Genomic DNA, 23,444 nt, shown 5'->3' on the forward strand with positions numbered 1-23,444 from the left:
GGGAGCAGGGATAGAGGAGGGACATCACGTGCGTAAGCACTCTGTGAAGTCCGCAGCGATTGTCGGCGCAGCGCTGCTTGTTCTTGCAGCCTGTGGCTCGAACAAGAATGAGTCGAGCGGCAACAACGGGGGCAGCTGCGACACGTCGAAGGGCACTCTGACCGTCGGTGTTGTCGCCCCGCTGTCCGGGAACCTGTCCGCTCTCGGCATCGGCATCAAGCAGTCCGCCGAGCTCGCGGTGGACGAGGCGAACAAGAAGTGCACGGTCAAGGGCTACAAGCTGACCGTGTCCGCTCAGGACGACGAGGCCAACCCCGCCAAGGGTGCCCAGGCCGCCACCAAGCTGTCGACCGACCCGAACGTCATCGGCGTCGTCGGCACGTTGAACTCGTCGGTTGCCCAGACGGTCCAGCCGATCCTGCGGGACAAGAAGATCCCCCAGGTGTCGCCTGCCAACACGAACCCGACGCTGACCAGGGGCAACGACTTCCTCACCGCCCCGAAGCGCCAGTTCGACAACTACTTCCGCGTCTGCACCACCGACGACCTGCAGGGCCCGTACGCGGCCAACTACCTCGTCGAGAAGGCCGGCAAGAAGAAGATCGCCATCATCACCGACGGCAAGACCTACGGTGAGGGCCTCGCCGCCGAGCTGTCGAAGCAGGTCGCCAAGAAGGGCGGCACGATCGTCGGCTCCGAGAAGGTCGGCGAGAAGGACACCGACTTCTCCGGTGTCATCTCCAAGATCAAGGCGCTGGCCCCGGAGGCCGTCTACTACGGCGGTGAGTACCCGGTCGCCGGCCCGCTGTCGAAGCAGATGGCGAGCGCGGGCCTGAACGTTCCGCTGATGGGCGGCGACGGCATCTTCGACGGCAAGTTCATCGAGCTCGGCGGCAAGGAAGGCGACCTCGCCACCTCCGTCGGTGCCCCGACCGAGTCCCTGGCCACCGCCAAGGCCTTCGTCGACGCGTACAAGGCGAAGTTCGGCAAGGAGGACTACGCCGCGTACGGTGCGTTCTCCTACGACGCCGCCAACGCGATCATCGGTGCGCTGGCCGCCACCCTCAACGGTGGTGACTGGGCCGAGGGCAAGCGAGAGGACATGCTGACCAACGTCGGCAAGTACAGCGGCTCCGGCGCCACGGGTGAGGTCAAGTTCGACCAGTACGGCGACAGCACGAACAAGGTGCTGACCGTCTACCAGGTCACCTCTGGCAAGTGGAAGGACGTTCAGACCGGCACGTTCTCCGGCTGACGACTACTGATAACTGATTGAAGCTACGGCGGGGGCGGGCGTTGTTTGCTCGCCCCCGCCGTCTACGGAGGTAGTCGTGTCAGTCCTGCTTCAACAGCTGGCCAACGGGGTCGTGCAGGGTGCGTTGATCGCCCTGATCGCCCTCGGGTACACGATGGTGTACGGCATCATCCAGCTGATCAACTTCGCCCATGGCGAGGTCTTCATGGTGTCCTCGTACGGAGGACTCGCCACGTTCACGCTTCTTCCTGACGACCTCAAGAAGTCGCCTGCCGTGGCCCTGCCGCTCATGTTCCTCGGCGGCATCGTCATCGCGGTCATCGTCGCGGTGATCATGGAACGGTTCGCCTACCGGCCGCTGCGCAACGCGCCCCGGCTCGCGCCGCTCATCACGGCGCTCGGCGTGTCCGTGTTCCTGCAGGAAGCCGTGCGCGTGTGGTACCCGAACGCCACGTCGAACCTGCCGTATCCGAAGGTCTTCCCCGAAGGCAGCCTGTCGCTCGGACCGATCAACGTCCCGTGGACCGGCGTCCTGCTCGTGGTGCTCTCGGTCGGTCTGTCGGTCATCCTGCAGACCTACATCAACCAGTCTCGGATGGGCCGGGCGATGCGCGCGACCGCGCAGGACCCGGACACCGCGAAGCTGATGGGTGTGAACCCGGACCGCGTGATCGTGCTGACGTTCATCATCGGTGCCGCGCTCGCCGGCGTGGCGGGCGTCATGTTCGGCGGGTACCTGAACAACATCAACATCGACATGGGCTTCCAGAACGGCATCTTCGCCTTCACGGCGGCCGTCCTGGGTGGCGTCGGCAGCATCCGCGGTGCGGTCATCGGCGCGTTCATCATCGGTCTGATCAAGACCCTGGCCGGTCAGTACATGCCGGGCGGCACCCAGTACGACTACGTGTGGATCTTCGTCGTACTGATCCTCGTGCTCGTCTTCCGCCCGCAGGGTCTGTTCGGTGAGCCGGAAAGGGTGCGCGCATGAGCACGAGCACTGTGTCCACTCCTTCTGTCTCCTCGTCCGCCGAGCAGCGCTCCACCCTCGCTCCGCTGGGCAAGCCGTTCGCGGCCGTCGGTGGCGTCCTGGGCATCGTCGCGGCTCTCCTGCCGTGGGTCACGTTCGCCCTCAAGGACGGCAACTGGCCGGACAAGTCGACGCTGCAGTTCTTCGACGCTCCGTTCTCCCTCACCGGCTTCCGCTGGCACGTCCTGTTGCTCGGTGTCTTCATCCTGGTCGCAGCCTTCGCGCCGGTCCCGTCCAAGGGCCGCGTCGTGCGGGCGCTCGGCTGGGGTCTTGCCGTCGTGTCGTTCATCAACGGCGCGTACATCACGGTCAAGGGCGGTGGCCTCGGTGCCATCACGGCTATCGACGGTGACTTCGCGTTCGGCAGCATCGTCGGCCTTGTCGGCGGTGTGCTGGCGATCCTCGCGGGCTACGGCATCGGCATCGCGCCGGTCGGCGTGTGGAAGACCAAGGTGTCCACGCCGGTCGCCTACCTGGTGCTGCTGGTGTCGTTCGCGGCGGTGCTGTACGCCGTCGCCGCGATGCTCACCACCGGTGGTGTCGGTTCCTCGAACCCCTATGCGGGCGCGATCTTCCTGTCGTTCCTCGGGTTCGCGGGTGGCGTCCTGGCCGCGCTGAGCGGTGTCGGGTACGTGCGCTGGATCTCGGCGCTGTCCGAACAGCACCGCGTCTTCAGCGTGATCGTGCTGCTGGTCTGCGCGCTGGCGCTGCCGTTCACCGACGCCGGCAACGAGTACTGGATGACGGTCGCGGCGAACATCGGCATCTACGCCGCCACCGCGATCGGCCTGAACATCGTCGTCGGTCTCGCGGGTCTGCTCGACCTCGGGTACGTGGCGTTCATGGGCATCGGTGCCGTGATGGCGGCGAACTTCTCCGGTGCCGCCGCCGCGAACTTCGGCATCACGCTGCCGTTCCCGGTCGCCGCGGTGGTGTCCGCCGTCGTGGCCGGCATCTTCGGCGCCATCGTCGGTTCGCCGACGCTGCGGGTCCGCGGTGACTACCTCGCGATCGTGACGCTCGCGTTCGGTGAGATCTTCACCCGTTCCGCGCAGAACAACATCGGTGGCCTGACCAACGGCTCCAACGCGATCCCCGGCATCCCGCCGCTGTCGCTGTTCGGCGCGGAGTTCAACAAGTCGTTCTCGATCGGCGCGGTGAAGCTGCCCGCCGGTGTCCTCTACTACGTCCTGATCGTGCTGCTCGTGGCCGCGGTCATGACGGTGTTCGCGAACCTCAAGTTCAGCCGCATCGGCCGGGCCTGGATCGCGATCCGCGAGGACGAGGACGCGGCCCGTGCGATGGGTATCCGCACCGGCAAGGTGAAGATCCTCGCGTTCCTCATCGGTGCCACGCTCGCGGGCCTCGCGGGTGCGGTGTTCGCGCACAAGAACGGCACGGTGTCCTACGAGTCGTTCAAGTTCCTCGAGTCGGTCACGCTCCTCGCGGCGGTCATCCTCGGCGGCATGGGCTCCATCCCGGGCGCCGTGCTCGGTGCGGCGCTGCTGTTCGTGCTGCCCGAGAAGCTGCGCGACTTCGAGGACTACCGCCTCATGATCTTCGGCCTCGCGCTGATCCTGATCATGCGGTTCCGGCCGGTCGGCCTGATCCCCGATGCGCACAGGCGCGCTGAGATGATCGAGCGCGCCGATGAGAACGCCGAAGAGGCGCACGTGGAGGCGAAGAAGGCATGAGCACGCCGGTTTTGGAAGCGCGTGACGTCTCGATGGTCTTCGGTGGCCTCAAGGCGTTGAAGGGCGTCACCCTGACGCTCGACGAAGGCAAGATCGTCGGCCTGATCGGCCCGAACGGCGCGGGGAAGACGACGTTCTTCAACTGCCTCACGGGCCTGTACACGCCGACGACGGGACAGGTGCTGCTCAAGGGCACGGAGCTGCCAGGCGACCCGGCGCACGTGACGGACGCGGGCGTCGCCCGCACGTTCCAGAACATCCGCCTGTTCCCCAGCATGACCGTGCTGGAGAACGTGATGGTCGGCCGTCACGTCCGGATGAAGCAGGGCCCGCTGGCCTCGCTGTTCCACGGCCCCGCCTACCAGCGCGGTGAGCGGGCTGCCCGCGAACGGTCGCGGGAGCTGCTCGCGTTCGTCGGCCTGAAGAACCTGGACGACGAGCTGTCGCGCAACCTCCCGTACGGCGACCAGCGCCGTCTGGAGATCGCGCGCGCGTTGGCGACGGATCCAGCGGTGCTGCTGCTGGACGAGCCCACCGCGGGTATGAACCCGCAGGAGACGGAAGCTACGCAGCAGCTGATCTTCCGCATCCGCGAGACGGGCGTGTCCGTCGTCGTCATCGAGCACGACATCAAGTTCATCTTCGGGCTGTGCGACTCGGTTTCCGTGCTCGTGCAGGGCGAGCTGCTCGTCGAAGGCAGCCCCGAAACCGTGCGGGCGGACCCGCGGGTCGTCGAGGCCTACCTCGGCAAGCCGCCGGAGGAAGTCCAGCACGAGGTCGAGGCCGCCGCTGCTTCTGCTGAGGAGGAGCAGGCATGACCGCGCTGCTCGAAGTCCGCAACCTCTCGGTCTCCTACGGTGCGATCGAGGCCGTCCGCGACATCTCGTTCACCGTCGAGGCCGGCCAGATCGTGTCGTTGATCGGCTCGAACGGTGCTGGCAAGACCACGACCCTGCGCACCATCTCGGGTCTGCTGCGCCCGACGTCCGGCGAGATCCTGTTCCAGGGCAAGCCGATCCACAACGACCCGGCGCACGCGATCCTCGGTGAGGGCATCGCCCACTGCCCGGAGGGCAGGCGGCTCTTCCCGCGGATGACCGTGGAGGAGAACCTCCAGCTCGGCGCCTACGTCCGCAAGGACGACGGCGTGCAGGCCGACATGGACCGGGTCTACGAGCTGTTCCCCGTCCTCGGCGAGCGGCGGCACAACAAGGCCGGGCTCTTCTCCGGTGGTGAACAGCAGATGCTCGCCATCGGCCGCGCCATGATGTCCAAGCCCCGCCTGCTGATGCTCGACGAGCCCTCGATGGGTCTCTCGCCGATCATGACGCAGCGGATCTTCGACACCATCAAGGAACTGCAGTCGCTCGGCACCACCATTCTCCTGGTGGAGCAGAACGCTCTCGCGGCTCTGGCGTTGTCGGACTACGGCTACGTGATCGACCTCGGCCGCACCACCCTGTCCGACACGGGTCACGCGCTGCTGGCTGACCAGCGCGTGCGTGACGCGTACCTGGGTGAGGCGCACTGAGGCACGTGATCGTGTGAGGCGGGGCGGAGGGTTTCCTCCGCCCCGCCTTTCGTTCACCCGCGGTCGAAGTCGGCGAGGACTCGCGGCAGGGCCAGCTTGGCCGCCTTGCCGTGGTTCACGTCCGCGCCGAGGTCGATCAGCGTGCTTCGGGCGTGGTGCTTCTTCAGGCGTTGGTCGCAGTAGGCGGAGGTTTCGAGCAGAGTGTCCTTGTCTCCGGCGGACGAGTAGATCGTCACCGGGACCTGCGGCCGCCAGTCGCAGTAGCCGTCCGCTTCACGCAACTTCGCCCGCAGCACGCCTGCCGGGTGCTTGACGCGGTTCAGGTAGGGCTCGGTCAGCAGTTCCCGCATGGTCGCGGGCAGGTGCTGGAAGATCTCCTCGTTGCGGTGGTCGCCGTCGAAGAGCGCTTCGACCGACGGATCGTTGAAGGCCTCGGCGGGGTTGTCGTAGAGGTGGTGGACGCGGTTCCACGCGACCGTCCAGTACGCCATGTACGCGACGCCGTTGGCGATCTCGTCGTTCATCGCCTTGGCGACCAGCACGCTCGGCTTCAAGGGGCCGCTGATCGGGGCGAGTCCGCCCAGCTTCAGGTGCGGGTCGGCGCCGCGCTGCAGGGCTCGGCCCAGTGCCATCGCCGCGTGGCCACCCTGCGAGTGGCCGGTGATCATGATCCGGGGGTCGGGGTGGAGGCCCGACATGGCGGCGTACTGCCTGGTCGCGCGTAAGGCGTCCACCGAGGCCGTCACCGTGGACGGGGCATCCGCGTACGGGTGGAAGCCGGGACCGGTGCCGAGACCCAGGTAGTCCGGGGCCGTGGTGAGGTAGCCGGCCGAGGCGAACAGCAGGGCCGCTGCTCTGTCGTTGCCGTCGGAGACCGAGGCGACCGAGCCGCGGTAGCCGGTGGTGCCGTGCAGCCAGGTCACCTGGCGCGGCGAGGAGTCGGTGTTGCGGGGCAGGGCGATCAGGGCGCTCGCCGTTGTCGGTTTTCCGGTCGGGTCGACGGTGCGGTACACGATGCGCTTCGTGTCCACACCGAATCGGACGCGGGTGGCGTCCAGGGCGTGGTCCCCCAGGTAGCTGACCAACTGGTTGGTGTCCATCGTGGACACGGGGACGACGTCGAGGAGTTCGCCGCGGCCGGTGCGGGCGGAGGCGGTGGCCGGGACGGATGCCGCGACCACCGCGCCGCACAGGACTGCTGCTGTCAGTCGAGTCGAGAAGGTCATGGCACCACGATGGCGGGATGATCTTGGGGAGTCAGTGGTGCTGACCGCAGTGTCGAGGTGGGGTTGACCGCAGTGTTCAGGCTCCCGGCGGCTTCGGGCGCAGGAGACACGTGAGGCGGGCGGTGCAGGTGCGCTTGCCCTCCTCGTCCGTCACGACGATCTCGTACGTCGTCGTGCTCCGGCCGAGGTGGATGGGGCGGGCGACGCCCGTGACGACGCCGTCGAGCGCCGCGCGGTGGTGGGTGCAGGACAGCTCCAGCCCGACCGCGATGGAGCCGAACTGTGCCGCGTGCATCGCGGACGCGAGGGAACCCAGCTGCTCGGCGAGCACGGCGTTCGCGCCGCCGTGCAGCAGGCCGAACGGCTGGCGGTTGCCCTTGACCGGCATGGTGCCCGTCATCTCCTGGACATCCCATTGGGTGATTTCGATGCCCATGCGGACGTGCAGCTGTTCGTCGGCGAAGTCCACCGGCAGGTCGGGGATCACACGTGCTCCAAGGGGTCAAGCGAAAGTGTCAGACCCCCACCCTAGACTCGGCCTCGTGACTCCCTCAGACGTGAAGCGGCTCCTGCTCATCGACGGTCACTCGATGGCCTACCGAGCGTTCTACGCCCTGCCCGCCGAGAACTTCCAGACGGCGACGGGCCAGGTCACGAACGCCGTGTACGGGTTCACGTCCATGCTGATCAACATCCTGCGGGACGAGAAGCCGACGCACGTCGCCGTGGCGTTCGACGTGTCGCGCAAGACCTTCCGCTCCGAGCAGTACCCGGAGTACAAGGCCGGTCGCTCCAAGACGCCGGACGAGTTCCGCAGCCAGGTCTCGCTGATCGGCGAGGTCCTCGACGCGCTCCAGATCTGCAAGATGGAGAAGGAGGGCTACGAGGCCGACGACATCATCGCCACGCTGACCACGCAGGCGGTGGAGCAGGGCTTCGAGGTCGAGATCGTCACCGGCGACCGGGACGCGTTCCAGCTGGTCAACGACAAGGTCACGGTGCTGTACCCGGTCAAGGGCGTGTCCGAGATGGGCCGGTTCACCCCGGCGTACGTCGAGGAGAAGCACGGCGTGCGGCCCGAGCAGTACGCGGACTACGCGGCGGTGCGCGGCGACTCGTCCGACAACCTGCCGAACACGCCGGGCGTGGGCCCGAAGACGATCATCAAGCTGCTCAACCAGTTCGGCGGGCTGAACGAGCTGGTCGACCGTATCGACGAGGTGCCGGGCAAGGTCGGCGAGGCGCTGCGCGGCAACCTGGCGAACATCATCATGAACCGCCAGCTCACGGAGCTGGTGAAGGACCTGGAGCTGCCGTACCAGGTGGACGGTCTCGCGGTGCGGCAGTGGGACCGCGACGCCGTGCACCGGCTGTTCGACGAGCTGGAGTTCCGCGTCCTGCGTGACCGTCTCTTCCAGACGCTCACGACCGCGGAGCCCGAGGCGGAGGAGGGCTTCGAGGTTTCCGGCGGGGCGATCCCGGCCGGCACGCTCGCCCAGTGGCTCGACAAGCACGCCCGCGCGAACCGCGTCGGCATCGCGTTGCGCGTCGCGGGCACCGACATCGAGGGCATCGCGCTGTCCGCGGCTTCGGGCGAGGGCGGCTACGTCGACGTCACGCAGCTGAACTCCGCCGACGAGAACGCGCTCGCCGCCTGGCTGGCGGACGAGAGCGTCGCCAAGGCAGGCCACGACCTGAAGCTGCCGTTGCGCCAGATCCGCGCCCGCGGCTGGAAGCTGCGCGGCCTGACCTCGGACACGGCCCTGGCCGCGTACCTGGTGCGTCCCGGCCAGCGTTCGTTCGCGCTCGACGACCTGGCGCTGCGCTACCTCAAGCGGGAGCTGCGCGCGGAGGAGTCGGGCGACGGCCAGCTGTCGCTGCTGGCCGACGAGTCGGAGGAGGCGCAGAAGGTCGCCACCGGCGCGATCCTGCGCGCGCGTGCCGTGGCCGAGCTCGCCGACCGGCTCGACACCGAGCTCGTGACCATCGGCGGCGCCGGCCTGCTGGCCGATCTCGAACTGCCGCTGATGAACGTGCTCGACGAGGTCGAGGCCGTCGGTATCGCGATCGACGTCGAGCACCTGTCGTCGCTGGAGGCGCACTTCGCGGCGGGCGTGAAGCAGGCGGCGCAGGACGCCTACTCGGTGATCGGCAAGGAGATCAACCTCGGCAGCCCGAAGCAGCTGCAGACGGTCCTCTTCGACGAGCTGAACATGCCGAAGACGAAGAAGACCAAGACGGGCTACACCACCGACGCCGACGCGCTGCAGAACCTGTTCGAGCAGACCGAGCACCCGTTCCTGCAGCACCTGTTGTCCCACCGGGACGTCACGCGCCTGAAGTCCACTGTGGACGGTCTGCTGAAGTCGGTCGCCGACGACGGCCGCATCCACACGACGTTCCACCAGACCATCGCCGCCACGGGCCGCCTGTCGTCGACCGACCCGAACCTGCAGAACATCCCTATCCGCACCGACGAGGGCCGCCGCATCCGCCAGGCCTTCGTCGTCGGCGACGGCTACGCGGAGCTGATGACCGCGGACTACAGCCAGATCGAGATGCGCATCATGGCCACGCTGTCCGGCGACGAGGGCCTGATCGCGGCGTTCAACAGCGGCGAGGACCTGCACACCTACGTGGCGTCGCAGGCGTTCTCGATCCCCACCTCCGAGGTGACGGGCGAGATGCGCCGCCGCATCAAGGCGATGTCCTACGGTCTCGCGTACGGCCTGAGCGTGTTCGGTCTCTCGCAGCAGCTGCGCATCCCGACCGAAGAGGCCCGCGAGCAGATGGAGGCCTACTTCTCCCGCTTCGGCGGCGTGCGCGACTACCTCAACGAGATCGTCGAGAAGGCCCGCAAGGACGGCTACACCGAAACCGTCCTGGGCCGCCGCCGCTACCTGCCGGACCTGACGTCGGACAACCGCCAGCGCCGCGAGATGGCCGAACGCATGGCTCTCAACGCCCCGATCCAGGGCAGCGCCGCCGACATCATCAAGGTGGCCATGCTGGGCGTGTTCCGCGCGCTGGAGCAGTCGGGCCTGCGCTCGCGCATGCTCCTGCAGGTTCACGACGAACTGGTGCTGGAGGTCGCCGAAGGCGAGCGCGAGGCGGTGGAGGCCCTGGTCCGCGACCAGATGGGCAACGCCTACCAGCTCCGGGTGCCGTTGGAGGTCTCGGTGGGCGTGGGCCGCTCGTGGGACGACGCCGCGCATTAGTGCGGCATTGGCGAAATCGCCGTCGTGGAATGTCCCCCATTGGAACGTATAACGCACCCAGGGACTTGCCGCAAGACCCTGGGTCAGCAGCACAATTCGTGGCCTGACCAGGGGATTGAGGGGATTTCACATGCGGTTTCTGCTGTCCACGATCGGCTCGCGGGGAGAGGCGCAGCCGGTCACCGCACTGGCTGTGCAGCTGAAAGAGCTGGGTAACGACGTGCGGGTCGTCGCGCCGCCGGACTTCGAGGACCTGGTGACGGGCAACGGAATCGACTTCACGCCGGTCGGACCCGTCCTGCGCACCGTCACCGCCGTGAAGCTGAAGCCGGAGGACCTGGGCCGGCTGGCCGAGGAGTCGGTGCGGGAGCAGTTCCGGGTCGTGAGCGAGGCGGCGCAGGGGGCGGACGTCCTGGTGGCGGGCGGTGCGTTGCAGCACGCCACGCGTTCGGTGGCGGAAAGCGTCGACGCGCACTACGTGTACGCGAGCTTCTGTGCGAACACGTTGCCGTCGCCGCACCACGCCCCGCCCGCGATGTTGGGCCGCGTTCCGGTGAACGGAACACCGGAGGAAAACCTCGCGCAGTGGGAGCAGCACCGCCGGCTGTTCGCGAGCTCCCGCGACACTCTGAACGCCGAGCGCGCCAAGCTCGGCCTCGACCCGATCGACGACGTCCGCGACCACATCTTCGGCGACGACCCGTGGCTCGCCGCCGACCCGGTGCTCGGTCCGTGGCCGGGGCCTGGCGAGCTCGTGCAGACCGGTGCGTGGCTGACCGACGACCAACGCCCGCTCACGCCGGAGCTCGAAGCGTTCCTGGCCGACGGCGAACCGCCGGTCTACTTCGGCCTGGGCAGCATGCGCGGCGCTCAGGACACGGCGCACCACGCCATCGCGGCCGCCCGCGAACTGGGCAGGCGGGTGGTCCTGCAGCAGGGCTGGGCCGGTCTGCGGCTCGCCGACGACGCCCCGGACTGCATCGCGATCGGTGAGGTGAACCAGCAGGCGCTGTTCCGCCGCGTCGCCGCGATCGTGCACCACGGCGGCGCGGGTACCACCACGACGGCCGCGGCGGCGGGCAAGCCGCAGATCGTGCTGCCCCACATGTACGACCAGTACTACTGGGGCAGCCAGGTCGAGCGGCTGAACATCGGTCGTTCGGCGACCGCAATGACCACCGAGGTCCTCGCCGAAGCCCTTGAACTGAACGAGGAAGCCACCAAGGTGGGCACGCAGGTGCGCACGGACGGCGCGAGGGTCGCTGCGGAACGCCTGCAGTCTGCGCGGCACCGGGCGAGCTGATTCTCTGGACGCGGCGCTGCCTTGGTTGCGCATCGGTGGAAGGGTGAACCGGGCCAACTGAGACGTACGTGTTGTGGGTGTCCGCGCGTAAGGGGTGACCCGCACATGTCGTACCAGGTTGGGCTCGATCTCGGATCCGCAGGCACCAAGGTCGCCACCGAGTGGGGCGTCACGACCATCAACCGCCGTGGCCGGGACGCCCCGGCCGGGGAGATCGCGCGGGTCCTCGACGACCTCGCCGCCTGGCACGGGGAAGCGCCGAGCCGGGTGGCGATGACGCATTCGTTGAGCCGACCGCACGAGTACCTCGAACAGCTGCGGCAGGACCTGATCGAGGAGGGGCGTGCGGACGTGTTGTTCGTGCCGGCACCGCACGCCGCGGCGATCGCGTTCGACGCTGACGGGCGGATGCCCGAGCACAGCACGGTTGCCGTGTTCGACTTCGGGGCCACCGCCGCGGACATCACGTTGCTGCGCAAGCAAGGTGTGTTCCTGTTGGCCGGGCGGCCGGAGCGGGTCGACATCGGCGGGTTCGACCTCGACGACCTGGTCGTGGAGCACGTCGTCGCGAAGATCGGGATGCGCGGCCCCGAGCTCCTGCAGAGCTGTGTCGAGGCGAAGGAGCTGCTCGGGAGTTATCCCGAGGTGCGGATTCCGGTCATGTCGAACGAGGTGCGCGAGGTCAGGCTGAGCCGGTTGGAGTTCGAGGCGATCATCCGGCCGTCCGTCGAGCTGGCCGTCGCGGCCCTCGAACGTGTCGTCAGAAGCGCGGGGTTGTGCCAGCCGGACGTCATCCTGCTCGTGGGCGGATCGGCGCGGATTCCGTTGGTGGTCGAGGAGATCTCGGCACGGCTGTCGATCCCGGCGTTACGGGCTCCCGACGGCGCGGCCGCGACGGGGGCGTTTCTCGAGGCACGGCAGCTGGAACCCGAACCGGCCGGCGAACCGGAGGTGTGGTTGCCGGTGCCGCGCGAGGAAGCCGAGCCGAAGCGGCGGACTCCGACCACGCCGTTCATCGCCGCGGGACTGTTCGTGCTCGTCATCGGTGGTGGGTGGGCCGCGCACGACGCCATGAACCAGCAGAAGGTGGAGACGACGAGCGTGCAGCTGGCACCACCGGGAACCGCTGTGCTGCCGCACTTCTAGAGCGCGCGGATCTCCTTCAACGTGCGGTCGATTTCCTGTGGGGTGTTGAGGATTGCCGTGCCGACCCGTGCGTACGGGATGCGGTAGGCGGCCGTGGTGATCTGGATGTGCTTCTGTTCCAGCAAAGCCACGACTTGGTCGCCGGTCTTGCCGTTCACGTCGAAGCACACCATGCCCGCGGACATGGCGGGATCGCGCGGCGTGTGGATGACGACGCCGGGGATTTCCGCGAGGCCGTCCTTGAACCTCGTTGCCAGCTCCGCGATCCGGGCCGCCACGCGGGTGCGGCCGAGGCGTTGGTGGAACTGCACTGCCGCCTTCACCCCGTAGAAGTGCTCGAACGCGTGGAAGCCGCCGGGACCGAGCGCCGCCGTCTCGCTGCGGCTGGTCAGGCTCGGCAGCAGCGGCACGATCTGGTTGCCCACCTGGGGATTGACCCACACCATGCCGGTGCCGCGCGGCCCGAACAGCCATTTGTGCGTTCCCGCGACGAAAACGTCCGCACCCAGGCGTGCCGCGTCGTCGTCGACGGCCGCGAGTCCGTGCACGCCATCGACGACGAGGAGGCAGCGGTCTTCCTGTTTGCGGTCCTTGTTGGCTTCCGCGACGACCTGCGCGCACGCCCGCACCGGCATCTTCACGCCTGTGCTCGACTGGACCCACGTGATGCCGACGGCACGGGTCTGCGGCGTGATCGAGTTCCGTAGCCGGGTGGCGACCTCGTCCTCGGTGACGCGGGCCGAGTTCTCGTACAGCGTGCCGATCCTGACCTTCGCTCCTGCCCGCCTCGCCGCGAGCTGGGCTGCCTGCAGGTGCCACGCGTGGTCCTGGTCGTTGAGCAGCAACTCCTGGTCCTGCCGGAGTTTCAGGCCGCCGTAGACGATCGAGAGCCCGACCGTCGTGTTGGGGACGAGCGCGATGTCGTCCGCGGCGCCGCCGACGTACTGCCCGAGCGCGCCGGCGACCTCCTGCGCCTGCTCGGGCATCAGGTCGTGCGAGTTGGCGTCGAGTTTTCGCTTGAAGTCCTCGACCGCTGTCCGCACCTCGCGTGGGTTCGACGCCAGGTAGAACAGACCCAGGTTGGTCAGCGTGGGATCGAGCCGGAACTCGCGGCGCACTGCGCCCCAGTCGAGCGCCGGGGCGGCCGACGCTGCGGTCGGCGCGACGGCGAGAAGCCCGGTGCCCACGAGGAAGTCACGACGCTCCATGCCTCCCATGGAACCGCTCCTGCGCCCGGCTCGGCACCTTTTGGTCAGAAGCGAAGGGAACTCCGGTGTTGAGCGCCTTCGCGCCGATCGTGCACAGCTCGCCGAGCATGCCCACGCCGATGGACAGCTGCGTCGGGGCGTGCCCGCCGATGAGCAGGCCGAGTCCGAGGCTCGCGCCGAGCGACGTCACCCACACGAGCAACGTCCACGGGGTGTAGCGCTGCCACAGGTGCCCGTCGCGTTCGAACAGCTTGATCGTCATGCCCCGCAGCGCGCCGAACGCGAAGCCGACCGCGAGTGGGAGCACGTAGATCAGGTGGAACTCCTCCACCGCGCGGATGCCGAAGAACAACAGGAACGCGGGTGGTGCCAGCAGGTCCCTCGCGTTGAGCGGCTCACCCATGAACCGGCGCACGAGCACGTACAGCACACCGGCCGCTATCAGTGCATATGTCATATTCTCCCCCTTAGTAGCATGACCCTGCTACTTAAACTAGCAGGGTCATGCTACAAAAGGGAGGTGTCACCGCGAGTCGTCGATCCCGTCGCCCGTCGCCAAGCCGTCGCCGAGGCGGTGTTCCGCGTGGTCGTGCGGGACGGTGTCGAGCAGGCCTCGCTGCGCAATGTGGCGGTGGAGGCAGGCTTGGCCATCGGCTCCATCCGGCACTACTTCGACAGCCACGACGACATGATCATCTTCGCCGTCGAGGCCCTGATCCACTCGATCGACCAGCGCGTCATGGGCCACGTGCGGTCGCTCGCGGACCGCACGGACCTGCGTCGCCCCGCCGAGCGCGTGCTGGCGGAGGTCCTGCCGCTCGACGAACGACGGCGCGACGAAGCCGTGCTGTGGCTGGCCTTCGTGACCGCAGCCAGGACCCGTCCGTCATTGCGGCCGCACGCCGAGCGGCTCTACGACGGCCTGCGCCGGCTCTGCCACCGCGCGCTGACCGTGATGGCCGCGTCCGGCACCGTCGCGTCCGGACTCGACGTCGAGCTGGAGTCGGAGCGGCTGGCGTCGCTGCTGAACGGTCTCACCGTGGACGGCGTGCTGCACCCCGACCGGATGACTCCGGAGCTCACGGTGTCGTTGCTGCGCAGGCACCTCGACTCGCTGCGGTAGCTTCCACGATCCACACCGGCAGCTCGGGCAGCCCGTCGACACCGGCCACCGCGATGACGTCCCGCGCGAACCGGGTGACCTCCCAGCCCGCGTCGTCCAGTGCCGTCCGCAGTTCCGGCTCGCTCACGTCGAACGGGGTGCCCTCGACCGCGAGCGACGTCAGGTTCAGCAACGCGCCGTCCACGGCCGCCTTTCGCAACGCGGCCACCAGTCCCGGCCGCTGATCCGGTGGCAGGCAGTGGAACAACGCACTCGCCAGCACCGTGTCGAACTGACCGGTGAGCGCCGCGGCATCACCGACGATCCACTCGACGCCATCACCACGTGTGCGCGCCGTCTCGATCGCCGTCGGCGCGATGTCGACCGCGGTCACCCGGAATCCGCGCTCTGCCAGGAAAAGCGCGTTGTCACCCGTGCCGCACCCGGCGTCAAGTACGTGCCCGCGAAACCGCCCAGCACGCTCCCACGCCACGACGACCGGCTGCGGTGCACCGATGTCCCACGGCACGCCGTCGTGAGGCACCCCTTCGACCAGCTCGCCGCCCCGGTAGAACCCTTCGAAATCAACCATGCGGCGAGCTTCGCGAGCACGGCGTCAATCTGTCGGCCGTAAGCGAAAATGCGGCGGAATCTATCACCAACTAGCGTCAGCGTGGTGGAATCCATCGACCAAAGACTGGCTCACGCGCTGCAGATCGACGGCCGCGCACCGTTCGCGAAGATCGCCGACGTCCTGAAGATCTCCGAACACACCGCCGCGCGCCGCTACCAACGGCTCAAGGAACACGGCATCAGGGTGCGGGGCGCGCTCAACCGGTTCCGCCTCGGCCACCACGCCTGGACGCTCCGGCTCCGCTGCACCCCGGACGCCGGACCCGTCCTCGCCCGCGCGCTGGCGAAACGCGACGACACCTTCTGGGTGCACCTGATGTCCGGCGGCACCGAGATCTCCTGCCTGCAACAGGTGCGGAGCCCGGACGAACTGCTGCTCGACCGCCTCCCCAGGCGTCTGGTGGACGTGAGCGCGCACAACATCCTCCGCGGCTTCGTCTCGCCCGGCACGTGGCGCGGCCTTGCCTGCCTCACCGACGAGGAAATCGTTGCCCTGCAACCGGAACTCGAACCGGAACCGCCGGCCGAACTCACGCCTCTCGACGAGGCACTGCTGAAAATCCTGGAAACCGACGGCCGCGCGGGATATGCGGAACTGGCCGCGAAAGCCGGAACGTCCGAGTCGACCGCCCGCCGCCGCGTCGAACACCTCAGGACAACGGGAGTTCTGGAGCTGCAGCTGGACGCGGACCCGGCGCGGTTCGGGTTTCACACCCAGGCCAGGCTGTGGATGCGCGTGGAACCCCGGCATCTGGCCGAGGTCGGCGCGGCCCTCGCCACGCACCCCGAGGTGTACTTCGCGGCCGTCACCACGGGACCGGCGAACCTGGTCGCCAGCGTCACCTGTCGCAGCAGCGGTGATCTCTACCGGTTCCTGACCGAAGGCGTCGGAAGTCTGGAAGGTGTGCGGGAATCGGAGTCCGCACCGGTGATGCGCACACTGAAGCGTGTCGCAACGAGCGCGGATGAGGCATTCTCGTAGGCACTTGGGGGATCTGGGGGATGGGGGTGTGAGCGTGCGAGCGCTCGTGCTTGGGCCGGTCGAGGTGTGGGTCGGCGACAGACAGGTGGGTCTCGGTGGGCCGAAGCCGAGAACGTTGCTCGCCGCGTTGCTGCTGCAACCGCGGCAGGTGGTATCGGTGGAGCGGTTGATCGATCTCATCTGGGACGAGTCACCGCCGCAGACAGCGGGTGCGCTGGTCCACACGTACGTGTCCTCGTTGCGCCGCGCGGTGGGCAAGGCGCTCGTCACCAGGGCGCCGGGATATCTGCTGGACGTCGACAGCGACGTGGAGCAGTTCAACAAACATCTGACCACGGCTCGGCAGGCGGAACGCGCCGAAGATCCGGCCACCGCGATCACGCACTACCAGCACGGGCTCGCGTTGTGGCGCGGTCCGGCGCTGCACGGCGTCGACGCGCAGTTCGCCCGCGGGCACGCGTTGGGACTCGAGGAGTCCAGGCTGAGCGCCGAGGAGGGGCTCGGCCGCTGCGAGCTCGCGCAGAACCGGGTCGAGGACGCCATCACGCGGCTGTCGGCGTTGGCCAACGCCCACCCGGCCCGTGAGGACACGCGTGAGCTGCTCATGCGGGCGTTCCACCGCGCCGGCCGGCAGGCGGACGCGCTCAACGTCTACCGCGACGCCCGCGAGTACCTGCTCGACGAGCTGGGCATCGAACCGGGCGAGAAGCTGCGGGAGCTGCAGACGGCGATTCTCAACGGCACGCTGGAGGCCACCCCGCGCAGGACGCTGGTGGTGGCGCCGGCACCGCCGGTCGTGACGACGCAGCAGGTCGTCCCGCACCACCTGCCGCCCGACATCAGCGACTTCATCGGCCGCGAGGAGGCGCTGAAGCAGGTTCTGAGCCTCGCCGAGGGGCACGACGACCGCACCGCGACGCCGACCGTGGTCGTCTCGGGCTTCGGTGGCGCCGGCAAGTCGGCGTTGGCCGTGCACGCCGCCCACCTGCTGCGGAAGTCGTACCCGGACGGGCAGCTGTTCGCGGATCTGCGCGGCGCCGGACGGGATCTGGAGCCGCAGGAGGTGATCGGGCGGTTTCTCGACCTACTCGGCATTCCCGGCCAGGACCAGCCTGCCGCACCGGACGAGCGCGTCGAGCTGTACCGGCGCACGGTGTCCGATCGGCGGCTGGTGATCGTGCTCGACAACGCTCGCAGCGAGGCCCAGGTCCGGCCGCTGCTGCCGGGCAACGCGAACTGCTTCGTGATCATCACCAGCCGCAGCAGGCTCACCGGACTGGAGGGTGCCGAGCCGATCGAGCTGGGGTTCTTCGACTCCGCGGTCAGCGAGGAGATGCTCAGCCGGGTCGTCGGTGCCGACCGGATCGGCTCGGAACCCGAAGCGGCACAACGGATCGCGGAGCTGTGCGGCGGTGTGCCGCTCGCGCTCAGGGCGGCGGGGGCGAAGCTGCTGGCGCGGCCGCACTGGCCGTTGAGGACGCTCGCCAAGCGGCTGTCGGACGAGCGAAGACGCCTGGACGAGCTGGAGACGGGCGACCTCGCGATCCGGTCGTCGTTGAAGCTCAACTACTCCGAGCTCGACGCGCAACCCCGCAAGGCTTTTCACCTGCTGGCGTTGCTCGACCTGCCGGACTTCGGCGCCTGGATCGCGGCGCCGTTGCTGGACATCTCGCCGTACGACGCGGAAGACGTCGTCGAGCACCTCGTGGACCTGCGGCTGGTGGATGTCGCGGGCGTCGACCAGATCGGCAGGGTGCGCTACCGGTTCCACGATCTGGTGCAGCTCTTCGGTGCCGAGCAGGCCGCGGACGAACCTGGGGAGGAAGTCACCGAGGCCGTCACCCGCACTCTCTCGACGTGGCTTGCGTTGGTGGAAACCGGTGTGAAGAAACTGCCTCGCGTGACGCTGGGACTGAGGCCTCGGTTGCACACCGAGATCGAGGTGGACCCGAGGCTGCGGGACGACGTCGAGGAAGATCCGACCGGGTGGCTGCACTCCGAGACGGGCGCGGTGGTGCGAGCCGTCGAACGCGCCCACGACCTCGGTGTCGACGAGCTGACCACGACCGTCATCACGTCCCTGCTGTCGTCGCCTTTCGCGGCACGCAACGAGTTCGCCAACTGGCAGCGCACCCACGAGGTCGCGCTGCGGTCGGCCAGGGAACGCGGCAACCGGCGTGCCGAGGCGGTGTTGCTGGCCGGGCTCGGGCAGCTGCGGTACGAGCAGGACGACTTCGCGGCGGCGCTGACGAACTTCCAGCAGGCGGCGGAGATCGCGGCCGGGATCGACGAGGCCGAGACGCTGGCCGTCGCGTACGTCGGCATGGGCACGGTGTACCGCGACCTGGCCGAGTTCGAACGGGCGCGGGAGCTGCTCGACAAGGCGATCGCGTTGGGGGACAACGGGGTTGTGGCCGCGGCGAGCTACGGCGCCGGCGCGATCCACCGCGACCACGGCGATCTGGCCGAGGCGACGCGGGCGTTCGAACGCTGCGTGGAGCTCTACCGCGAGCAGGACGACCAGCGCGGTGAAGGGCTGGCGTTGCGCGGGCTCAGCCTGTGCCATCGGGCCGCGGGAACGGTCGGCGAGGCTGTCGCACTGAGTCGGGACGCGGAGCAGATCCTGCGTGAGGCCGGGGACGAGCTCGGCGCCACGTATGCAGGTCAGTCGCTCGCGAAAGCGTTGCTGCGGGCGGGAGAACTCGACGGCGTCGACGACCTCCTGGCCGAGTGCCTGGAGGTCTGCACGCGTCAGCGCGACCGGTTCGGCATCGCGTTGATGACCAGGACGCTGGGCGAGGTCGCGCTGGCGCAGCGGCGCGACGACGACGCCGCGGTGCTGCTCGAGGACGCGTTGAAGCAGTGGGCCGCGCTGGGATTGCCGATCTGGCAGGCCCGCACGATGCGCGATCTCGCCGCCGCCACCGGTGACGACGAGATGTGGTCGCAGGCCAAGGACTTGTTCGCGCAGCTCGGTGCACGTGAGGCAGGAGAACTGGAAGGGCTGGGCGCGGAAGCTTGGCGCTCAGCCCTCTGATCAGGTGTCACGACAGGAGCGGATCTTGTACTGACAAGCACACTTGTCAGTACAAGTTCACGAGCGCGCCGTCACCTGCACGTCGCGCGCGGTCAGTTCGGCTCCGCAGTCCGTGCACTCGACCTTCGCGCGCACGCCGCCGCCGCAGTCGCGGTGGTGCAGGTGGAACGACTCCTCTTCTTCGGGAGCCATCCACTTCTCGCCCCACGTGCGCAGCGCCATCAGCACCGGGTAGAGGTCACGGCCCTTCTCGGTGAGGCGGTACTCGTGCCGTGTGCGGCCGTCTTCGTGATAGGGCACGCGCTTGAGCACGCCCTCCTGCAGCAGCACGTTGAGGCGGTCTGTCAGCACGCTGCGCGAGATCTCCATCGTCGCCTGGAAGTCCTCGAAGCGGCGGGTTCCCAGGAAGATCTGGCGGAGCAGCAACAACGTCCAGCGCTCGCCCAGCAACGCCGCGGGACGGCCCAGGGCGCAGGGCATGCTGGCGTAACTCGCGTACGGCATGGTTCTCAGAATACTCCTTGAGTTCGGAATCCAGACTCAGCTACAGTTCGGATTCCGAACTCAGGGGGTCGATCCTCATGCGCGTCACCGAGCTCAACCGCGACACCGCGCCGGAAGCTGTCGACGCGGTGTTCGCGGGGCTGTCCGCGCGAAGCCGCTACCTGCGGTTTCACAGTCCGACGCCGCGGCTGACCGCGTCCGCCCGGCGGGTGCTCGTCGACGTGGACGGCGAGCGGCACGCGGCCGTCTGCGCCCGGATCGGCGGCGACCCCGTCGGCATCGCCAGGGTCATCAAAACCGGCGAGTGCGGGGCGGAGATCGCGGTCGCCGTCGTCGACCTGTGGCAACGCCGCGGCATCGGCAGGCGGCTGCTGGAGGAACTGACCTCGATCGCGGCCAGGATGGGTGTCGCCGAACTCCACGGCGACGTGCTCCCCGACAACGAGGGGATGCTCGCGCTGGTACGCAAGGTGCTGCCCGGTGTGCGGCTGACCAGGGAAGTCGACACGATCCAGCTGAGCTATCCGCTCGCCTGGGTGACCGCCGAGATCACCGACGCGGACCTTATAGACAGCTTGCAGGAGATTTAGAGGTCGTGCTCCGACGATGACCGCGTGACCATCGCACGTGCCGCCGGCCGTCTGATCAGCCGTTCCGAGATCGTGGAGCGGGCCTGTTCGTGGTTGCGCGACTCGGTTCCGTACAGCCAGACCAAGTTCCACCAGAACGAGCACGGCATCTACCGCGCCGACTGCTCGGGGTTCGTGTCGATGGCGTGGGGCCTGCCGGGCAAACCGGAGCAACGGCACGGCGGGCTGGACACCCGCGGCCTGGTCCTCATGAGCGGCCTGATCCGGCCGGAGGAGCTGAAGGCGGGCGACGTGGTCATCCGCGCCGACGGCACCAACCGGACCAGGCACGTCGTCATCTTCGCGGCGTGGGCGGAGGAACCCGGCCACTACTGGGCGTACGAACAGGCGGGTGGTCAACGCACCCGCCTGCGCTCAGTCGTCTACCCGTACGAGACCGGGGCCGAGCTGTACACGCCTCGCCGCTACGTCAGCGTGCTCGAACCGTGAACGAGTGGTCGCCGGTCTTGCCGTTCTCCGACCAGATCACGCCTTGTCGTCCGCCAGCTCGGACCACGCGGCCGGGGACGGCTGTACCTGCCCTGCCGACCCTCGTGCCCGGAGACCACGAGCTTGTGCGGTGAGCGACGAGGAGGACCTGACGTGGCTCGCTGGGCAACCGGTGACGGTGGCGTCGGCCGCGCAGGAAGGCGACGCCGCCCGCGCGGGCGAGATCGCGGCGGCCGCACGGGCGGAGTTCGCTGCCCGCGGGTTCTGCCGGCCTTTCACGGTTGACCGGCTGGAAGCCGCCCACAGGCCTTGACCGGCCTGCTCACCGCAGGTCGAAGATCATCACCCGACCGGGCGCCGGGGTCGAACTAGGGCCGTTCGACTGGACCAAAACTTCACATCGCCTTGCTACGGTGACCGGCATGAGATCGTGGGGGATGTTGGCGGTCGCCGCGGCGGCCATCACGTTCGGCTCGACGCTGGCCATGCCGGACGTCGCGGTCGCCGCTGCCGAGGGCGGGGTGAGCTGCGGGACGTACGCGGCGAACTCCAAGATCACCCGGAGCGAGATCCTGGCGCGCTCGCGCACGTGGATCAGCGCCCGCGTGCCCTACAGCCAGAGCGACTGCTTCGGCAACAAGTACGGCGCCTACCGGACCGACTGCTCCGGCTTCATCTCGATGGCCTGGGGACTGCGCATCTCCTACACGACCCACATCCTCGAGCAGGTCGCGCACCGCATCGACTGGGAGGACCTCCGTCCCGGCGACGCGCTGAACGACCGCGAGAGCCACGTCGCGCTGTTCGTCGGCTGGGCCGACGCGGCCAAGACCCGGCCGATCGTGCGCGAGCAGGCGGGCCCGGACGGCAGCAGGCCGGTCCAGCGGGTCTGGAGCGCCGGCACCGCGCGCCAGTACGTGCCGTTGCGCTACAACGGCCTCGTAGAGTCCGGCGGCAGCGAGACCACCAGCGAGACGCCGGTGACGGACAAGCCGGTCGTCAACTCCGGCCCGCAGATCTCCAACACCGGTCAGCAGCAGCTGGAGATCTACGCGCGCACCGCGGACGGCACGATCATCACGAACTTCCACAAGACGAGCCGCTGGAACGGCTGGCAGCAGCTCGGCCCTGAGCTCTTCGCGGGCGACCCGGTCGCGCTGATGAACCCCCAGACGAAGATCGTCGAGGTGTTCGCCCGCGGCACCGACGACAAGATCTACCGCCGCGTCGACGGCAAGTGGGTCGCGCTCGGCGACACGGCCGTGGCCGGCGACCCGGTGCTGCAGTGGAACGACAGGACCAAGGCTGTCGAGGTCCTCGCGCGCGGCGCCGACGGCGTGCTGCTGCGCTTCACGGACAAGTGGAACCCGCTGGGCGACCGCAAGCTCCAGGGCAACCCGGCCGTGGCCGACAAGGACGTCTACGCCCGTTCCGCCGACGACAAGCTCGTCAAGTGGGACGGCGAGAAGTGGCAGGACCAGGGCGACACGAAGGTCGTGAGCGACCCGAGCGTCGCGGTCGACCAGGTCTTCGTGCGCACCGCGTCCGGCAGCGTCGAGCAGTACGCGGCGGGCGTCTGGAAGTCGCTGGGCGGCAAGGGCACCGGCGCGCCGTCGGCGGTGTTCAACACGACCACCGGCTCGATCGACGTCGTGCAGCTCGGTGAGGGCGGCATCGTCGAGCACTCCCGCGCCACCGCCAACGGCTTCACCACGTGGGCCAAGCTCGGCAACACCAAGGTGACCGAGGCGAACGCGATGTACCACGCGCAGACCAAGACCATCGAGGTCTTCGCCCGCACCGACGACGGCAAGCTGGTTCGCCGCTTCTACAAGGAGAAGGCGGGCTGGAGCCAGTGGGCTCTGCTCAGCGACCGCGCGATCAGTTGACCTGACGACGACAGGGCCGCGACTCGAACCCGAGTCGCGGCCCTTCTCGTTCCGCAGTCAGCACTGGATCAGCAGCTGTCCGATGGCCGCCTCGCCCTTGCCCCGGTCGTTGGCGACCAGGGACTCGGTCAGCGACTTGGCAGCTTCCCTGCACTTCTGCGCGCTCACCGCATCGTTCTCCGCCTTCTTCTGCGCCGCTTCGGCCTGCTTCTGCAGGTCGGCGGCACGCGTGGCGTCTTCCTTGCTCTCCTTGACCTTCCGGTTGAGGTCCGCGATCTCGCGGTCCTTGCCCTCGACCTGCTTGGACAGATCGGCGGTGCGGTCGGTCTCCTGGGCGAAGAGCACTCCGAGGGCGCCGGTGGCGCCGAACAGCAGGACGAGAAGAACCGTCAGCACGATGACGCCGGTCTTCCTCGGCTTCGGTGCGACCGGAGCCTCCGCGACGGGCTGCTGCTGCGGCGGCACGAATGCGGGAGGCGTGTACACCTCGAACTCCGGCCCGGCCGGCGTGATCCCCGGCTGCACCGTGCTGTCCGCAGGCTGCTGCGGATCGGAAACAGGATGGGTCATGACTTCCCCCCAAGAATCGGCCCCCTTGCGGCTATCA

General features: G+C 68.5%; 22 protein-coding genes. 15 read left to right on the forward strand and 7 right to left on the reverse strand.

Going from position 1 to position 23,444, the window contains the following annotated elements; genetic code table 11:
• Window positions 1-28 precede the first annotated feature (28 nt).
• From JOD27_RS33235 to JOD27_RS33255, 5 genes are all read left to right on the forward strand, one after another.
• Entirely contained in the window at window positions 29-1,255 is a 1,227-nt protein-coding gene (locus JOD27_RS33235; protein ID WP_307830472.1) for a branched-chain amino acid ABC transporter substrate-binding protein, read from the forward strand.
• Window positions 1,256-1,331: 76 nt separating this feature from the next.
• Window positions 1,332-2,246: a branched-chain amino acid ABC transporter permease gene (locus tag JOD27_RS33240; RefSeq protein ID WP_204766266.1), complete on the forward strand. Its 915-nt coding sequence runs from the start codon at window positions 1,332-1,334 to the stop codon at window positions 2,244-2,246.
• The gene (locus tag JOD27_RS33245; protein WP_204766267.1) at window positions 2,243-3,979 is read left to right on the forward strand and encodes a branched-chain amino acid ABC transporter permease; all 1,737 of its coding nucleotides are present in this window, start codon (window positions 2,243-2,245) and stop codon (window positions 3,977-3,979) included. The genes JOD27_RS33240 and JOD27_RS33245 overlap by 4 nt, the downstream gene beginning before the upstream one ends.
• Complete coding sequence (locus JOD27_RS33250; protein WP_204766268.1) at window positions 3,976-4,797, forward strand: ABC transporter ATP-binding protein; 822 nt, start codon at window positions 3,976-3,978, stop codon at window positions 4,795-4,797. The genes JOD27_RS33245 and JOD27_RS33250 overlap by 4 nt, the downstream gene beginning before the upstream one ends.
• On the forward strand, window positions 4,794-5,510 hold the full coding sequence (locus tag JOD27_RS33255) for an ABC transporter ATP-binding protein (protein ID WP_204766269.1): 717 nt from the start codon (window positions 4,794-4,796) through the stop codon (window positions 5,508-5,510). Before JOD27_RS33250 ends, JOD27_RS33255 begins: the two co-directional genes overlap by 4 nt.
• 53 nt (window positions 5,511-5,563) lie before the next feature.
• Here JOD27_RS33255 and JOD27_RS33260 read toward each other — a convergent pair whose 3' ends face one another.
• Together JOD27_RS33260 and JOD27_RS33265 are read right to left on the reverse strand one after the other, a co-directional pair.
• Window positions 5,564-6,736: an alpha/beta hydrolase gene (locus JOD27_RS33260; RefSeq protein ID WP_204766270.1), complete on the reverse strand. Its 1,173-nt coding sequence runs from the start codon at window positions 6,734-6,736 to the stop codon at window positions 5,564-5,566.
• 76 nt (window positions 6,737-6,812) lie between these two features.
• Window positions 6,813-7,172: a hotdog fold thioesterase gene (locus tag JOD27_RS33265; RefSeq protein WP_204766335.1), complete on the reverse strand. Its 360-nt coding sequence runs from the start codon at window positions 7,170-7,172 to the stop codon at window positions 6,813-6,815.
• Between the two features lie 154 nt (window positions 7,173-7,326).
• On the opposite strand from JOD27_RS33265, the gene polA reads away from it, so the two are divergent.
• The 3 genes from polA (at window position 7,327) to JOD27_RS33280 (ending at window position 12,403) form a co-directional block, all read left to right on the forward strand.
• Window positions 7,327-9,954 (forward strand): DNA polymerase I, encoded by a 2,628-nt coding sequence (gene polA, locus JOD27_RS33270; RefSeq protein ID WP_239570100.1) that lies wholly within the window; start codon window positions 7,327-7,329, stop codon window positions 9,952-9,954.
• A 130-nt stretch (window positions 9,955-10,084) separates the two neighbouring features.
• Window positions 10,085-11,257 (forward strand): glycosyltransferase, encoded by a 1,173-nt coding sequence (locus tag JOD27_RS33275; RefSeq protein WP_204766271.1) that lies wholly within the window; start codon window positions 10,085-10,087, stop codon window positions 11,255-11,257.
• Window positions 11,258-11,362: 105 nt separating this feature from the next.
• Window positions 11,363-12,403, forward strand: coding sequence for an Hsp70 family protein (locus JOD27_RS33280; RefSeq protein WP_204766272.1), 1,041 nt, complete (start codon window positions 11,363-11,365; stop codon window positions 12,401-12,403).
• On the opposite strand, the gene JOD27_RS33285 is transcribed toward JOD27_RS33280, so the two are convergent.
• Window positions 12,400-13,611 (reverse strand): aminotransferase class V-fold PLP-dependent enzyme, encoded by a 1,212-nt coding sequence (locus JOD27_RS33285; protein WP_204766273.1) that lies wholly within the window; start codon window positions 13,609-13,611, stop codon window positions 12,400-12,402. The genes JOD27_RS33280 and JOD27_RS33285 overlap by 4 nt on opposite strands.
• The gene (locus JOD27_RS33290; RefSeq protein WP_204766274.1) at window positions 13,598-14,068 is read right to left on the reverse strand and encodes a DUF1453 domain-containing protein; all 471 of its coding nucleotides are present in this window, start codon (window positions 14,066-14,068) and stop codon (window positions 13,598-13,600) included. The genes JOD27_RS33285 and JOD27_RS33290 overlap by 14 nt, the downstream gene beginning before the upstream one ends.
• Window positions 14,069-14,131: 63 nt before the next feature.
• On the opposite strand from JOD27_RS33290, the gene JOD27_RS46930 reads away from it, so the two are divergent.
• Window positions 14,132-14,734: a TetR/AcrR family transcriptional regulator gene (locus JOD27_RS46930; protein ID WP_307830474.1), complete on the forward strand. Its 603-nt coding sequence runs from the start codon at window positions 14,132-14,134 to the stop codon at window positions 14,732-14,734.
• On the opposite strand, the gene JOD27_RS33300 is transcribed toward JOD27_RS46930, so the two are convergent.
• Window positions 14,691-15,305: a class I SAM-dependent methyltransferase gene (locus JOD27_RS33300; RefSeq protein WP_204766276.1), complete on the reverse strand. Its 615-nt coding sequence runs from the start codon at window positions 15,303-15,305 to the stop codon at window positions 14,691-14,693. The two genes, JOD27_RS46930 and JOD27_RS33300, sit on opposite strands and share 44 nt — an antisense overlap.
• 84 nt (window positions 15,306-15,389) lie before the next feature.
• On the opposite strand from JOD27_RS33300, the gene JOD27_RS33305 reads away from it, so the two are divergent.
• Both JOD27_RS33305 and JOD27_RS33310 read left to right on the forward strand, forming a co-directional pair.
• Window positions 15,390-16,328: an Lrp/AsnC family transcriptional regulator gene (locus JOD27_RS33305; RefSeq protein WP_307830475.1), complete on the forward strand. Its 939-nt coding sequence runs from the start codon at window positions 15,390-15,392 to the stop codon at window positions 16,326-16,328.
• Window positions 16,329-16,362: 34 nt separating this feature from the next.
• Complete coding sequence (locus JOD27_RS33310) at window positions 16,363-19,365, forward strand: AfsR/SARP family transcriptional regulator (RefSeq protein WP_204766278.1); 3,003 nt, start codon at window positions 16,363-16,365, stop codon at window positions 19,363-19,365.
• Window positions 19,366-19,422: 57 nt separating this feature from the next.
• Here the strand turns inward: JOD27_RS33310 and JOD27_RS33315 are convergent, their stop codons facing one another.
• The gene (locus tag JOD27_RS33315) at window positions 19,423-19,869 is read right to left on the reverse strand and encodes a winged helix-turn-helix transcriptional regulator (RefSeq protein WP_204766279.1); all 447 of its coding nucleotides are present in this window, start codon (window positions 19,867-19,869) and stop codon (window positions 19,423-19,425) included.
• 77 nt (window positions 19,870-19,946) lie between these two features.
• Between JOD27_RS33315 and JOD27_RS33320 the strand changes: the two genes are divergently transcribed.
• The 4 genes from JOD27_RS33320 to JOD27_RS33335 all read left to right on the forward strand — a co-directional run bounded on the left by JOD27_RS33320 (window position 19,947) and on the right by JOD27_RS33335 (window position 22,837).
• A complete protein-coding gene (locus JOD27_RS33320) occupies window positions 19,947-20,459 on the forward strand; it encodes a GNAT family N-acetyltransferase (RefSeq protein WP_204766280.1) in 513 nt (170 codons plus the stop codon).
• A gap of 24 nt (window positions 20,460-20,483) precedes the next feature.
• The gene (locus JOD27_RS33325; protein ID WP_204766281.1) at window positions 20,484-20,948 is read left to right on the forward strand and encodes an NlpC/P60 family protein; all 465 of its coding nucleotides are present in this window, start codon (window positions 20,484-20,486) and stop codon (window positions 20,946-20,948) included.
• Between the two features lie 130 nt (window positions 20,949-21,078).
• Window positions 21,079-21,261: a hypothetical protein gene (locus JOD27_RS33330; RefSeq protein WP_204766282.1), complete on the forward strand. Its 183-nt coding sequence runs from the start codon at window positions 21,079-21,081 to the stop codon at window positions 21,259-21,261.
• 109 nt (window positions 21,262-21,370) lie between these two features.
• Window positions 21,371-22,837 carry a DUF8189 domain-containing protein gene (locus tag JOD27_RS33335; protein ID WP_204766283.1) on the forward strand — a complete coding sequence of 489 codons (1,467 nt, stop codon included), beginning with the start codon at window positions 21,371-21,373 and terminating at the stop codon, window positions 22,835-22,837.
• A gap of 57 nt (window positions 22,838-22,894) precedes the next feature.
• Here the strand turns inward: JOD27_RS33335 and JOD27_RS33340 are convergent, their stop codons facing one another.
• Complete coding sequence (locus JOD27_RS33340) at window positions 22,895-23,407, reverse strand: hypothetical protein (protein ID WP_204766284.1); 513 nt, start codon at window positions 23,405-23,407, stop codon at window positions 22,895-22,897.
• Between the last annotated feature and the right edge of the window lie 37 nt (window positions 23,408-23,444).

Origin of the sequence: Lentzea nigeriaca (assembly GCF_016907955.1) — a bacterium.
GTDB classification, from domain to species: Bacteria; Actinomycetota; Actinomycetes; order Mycobacteriales; family Pseudonocardiaceae; genus Lentzea; species Lentzea nigeriaca.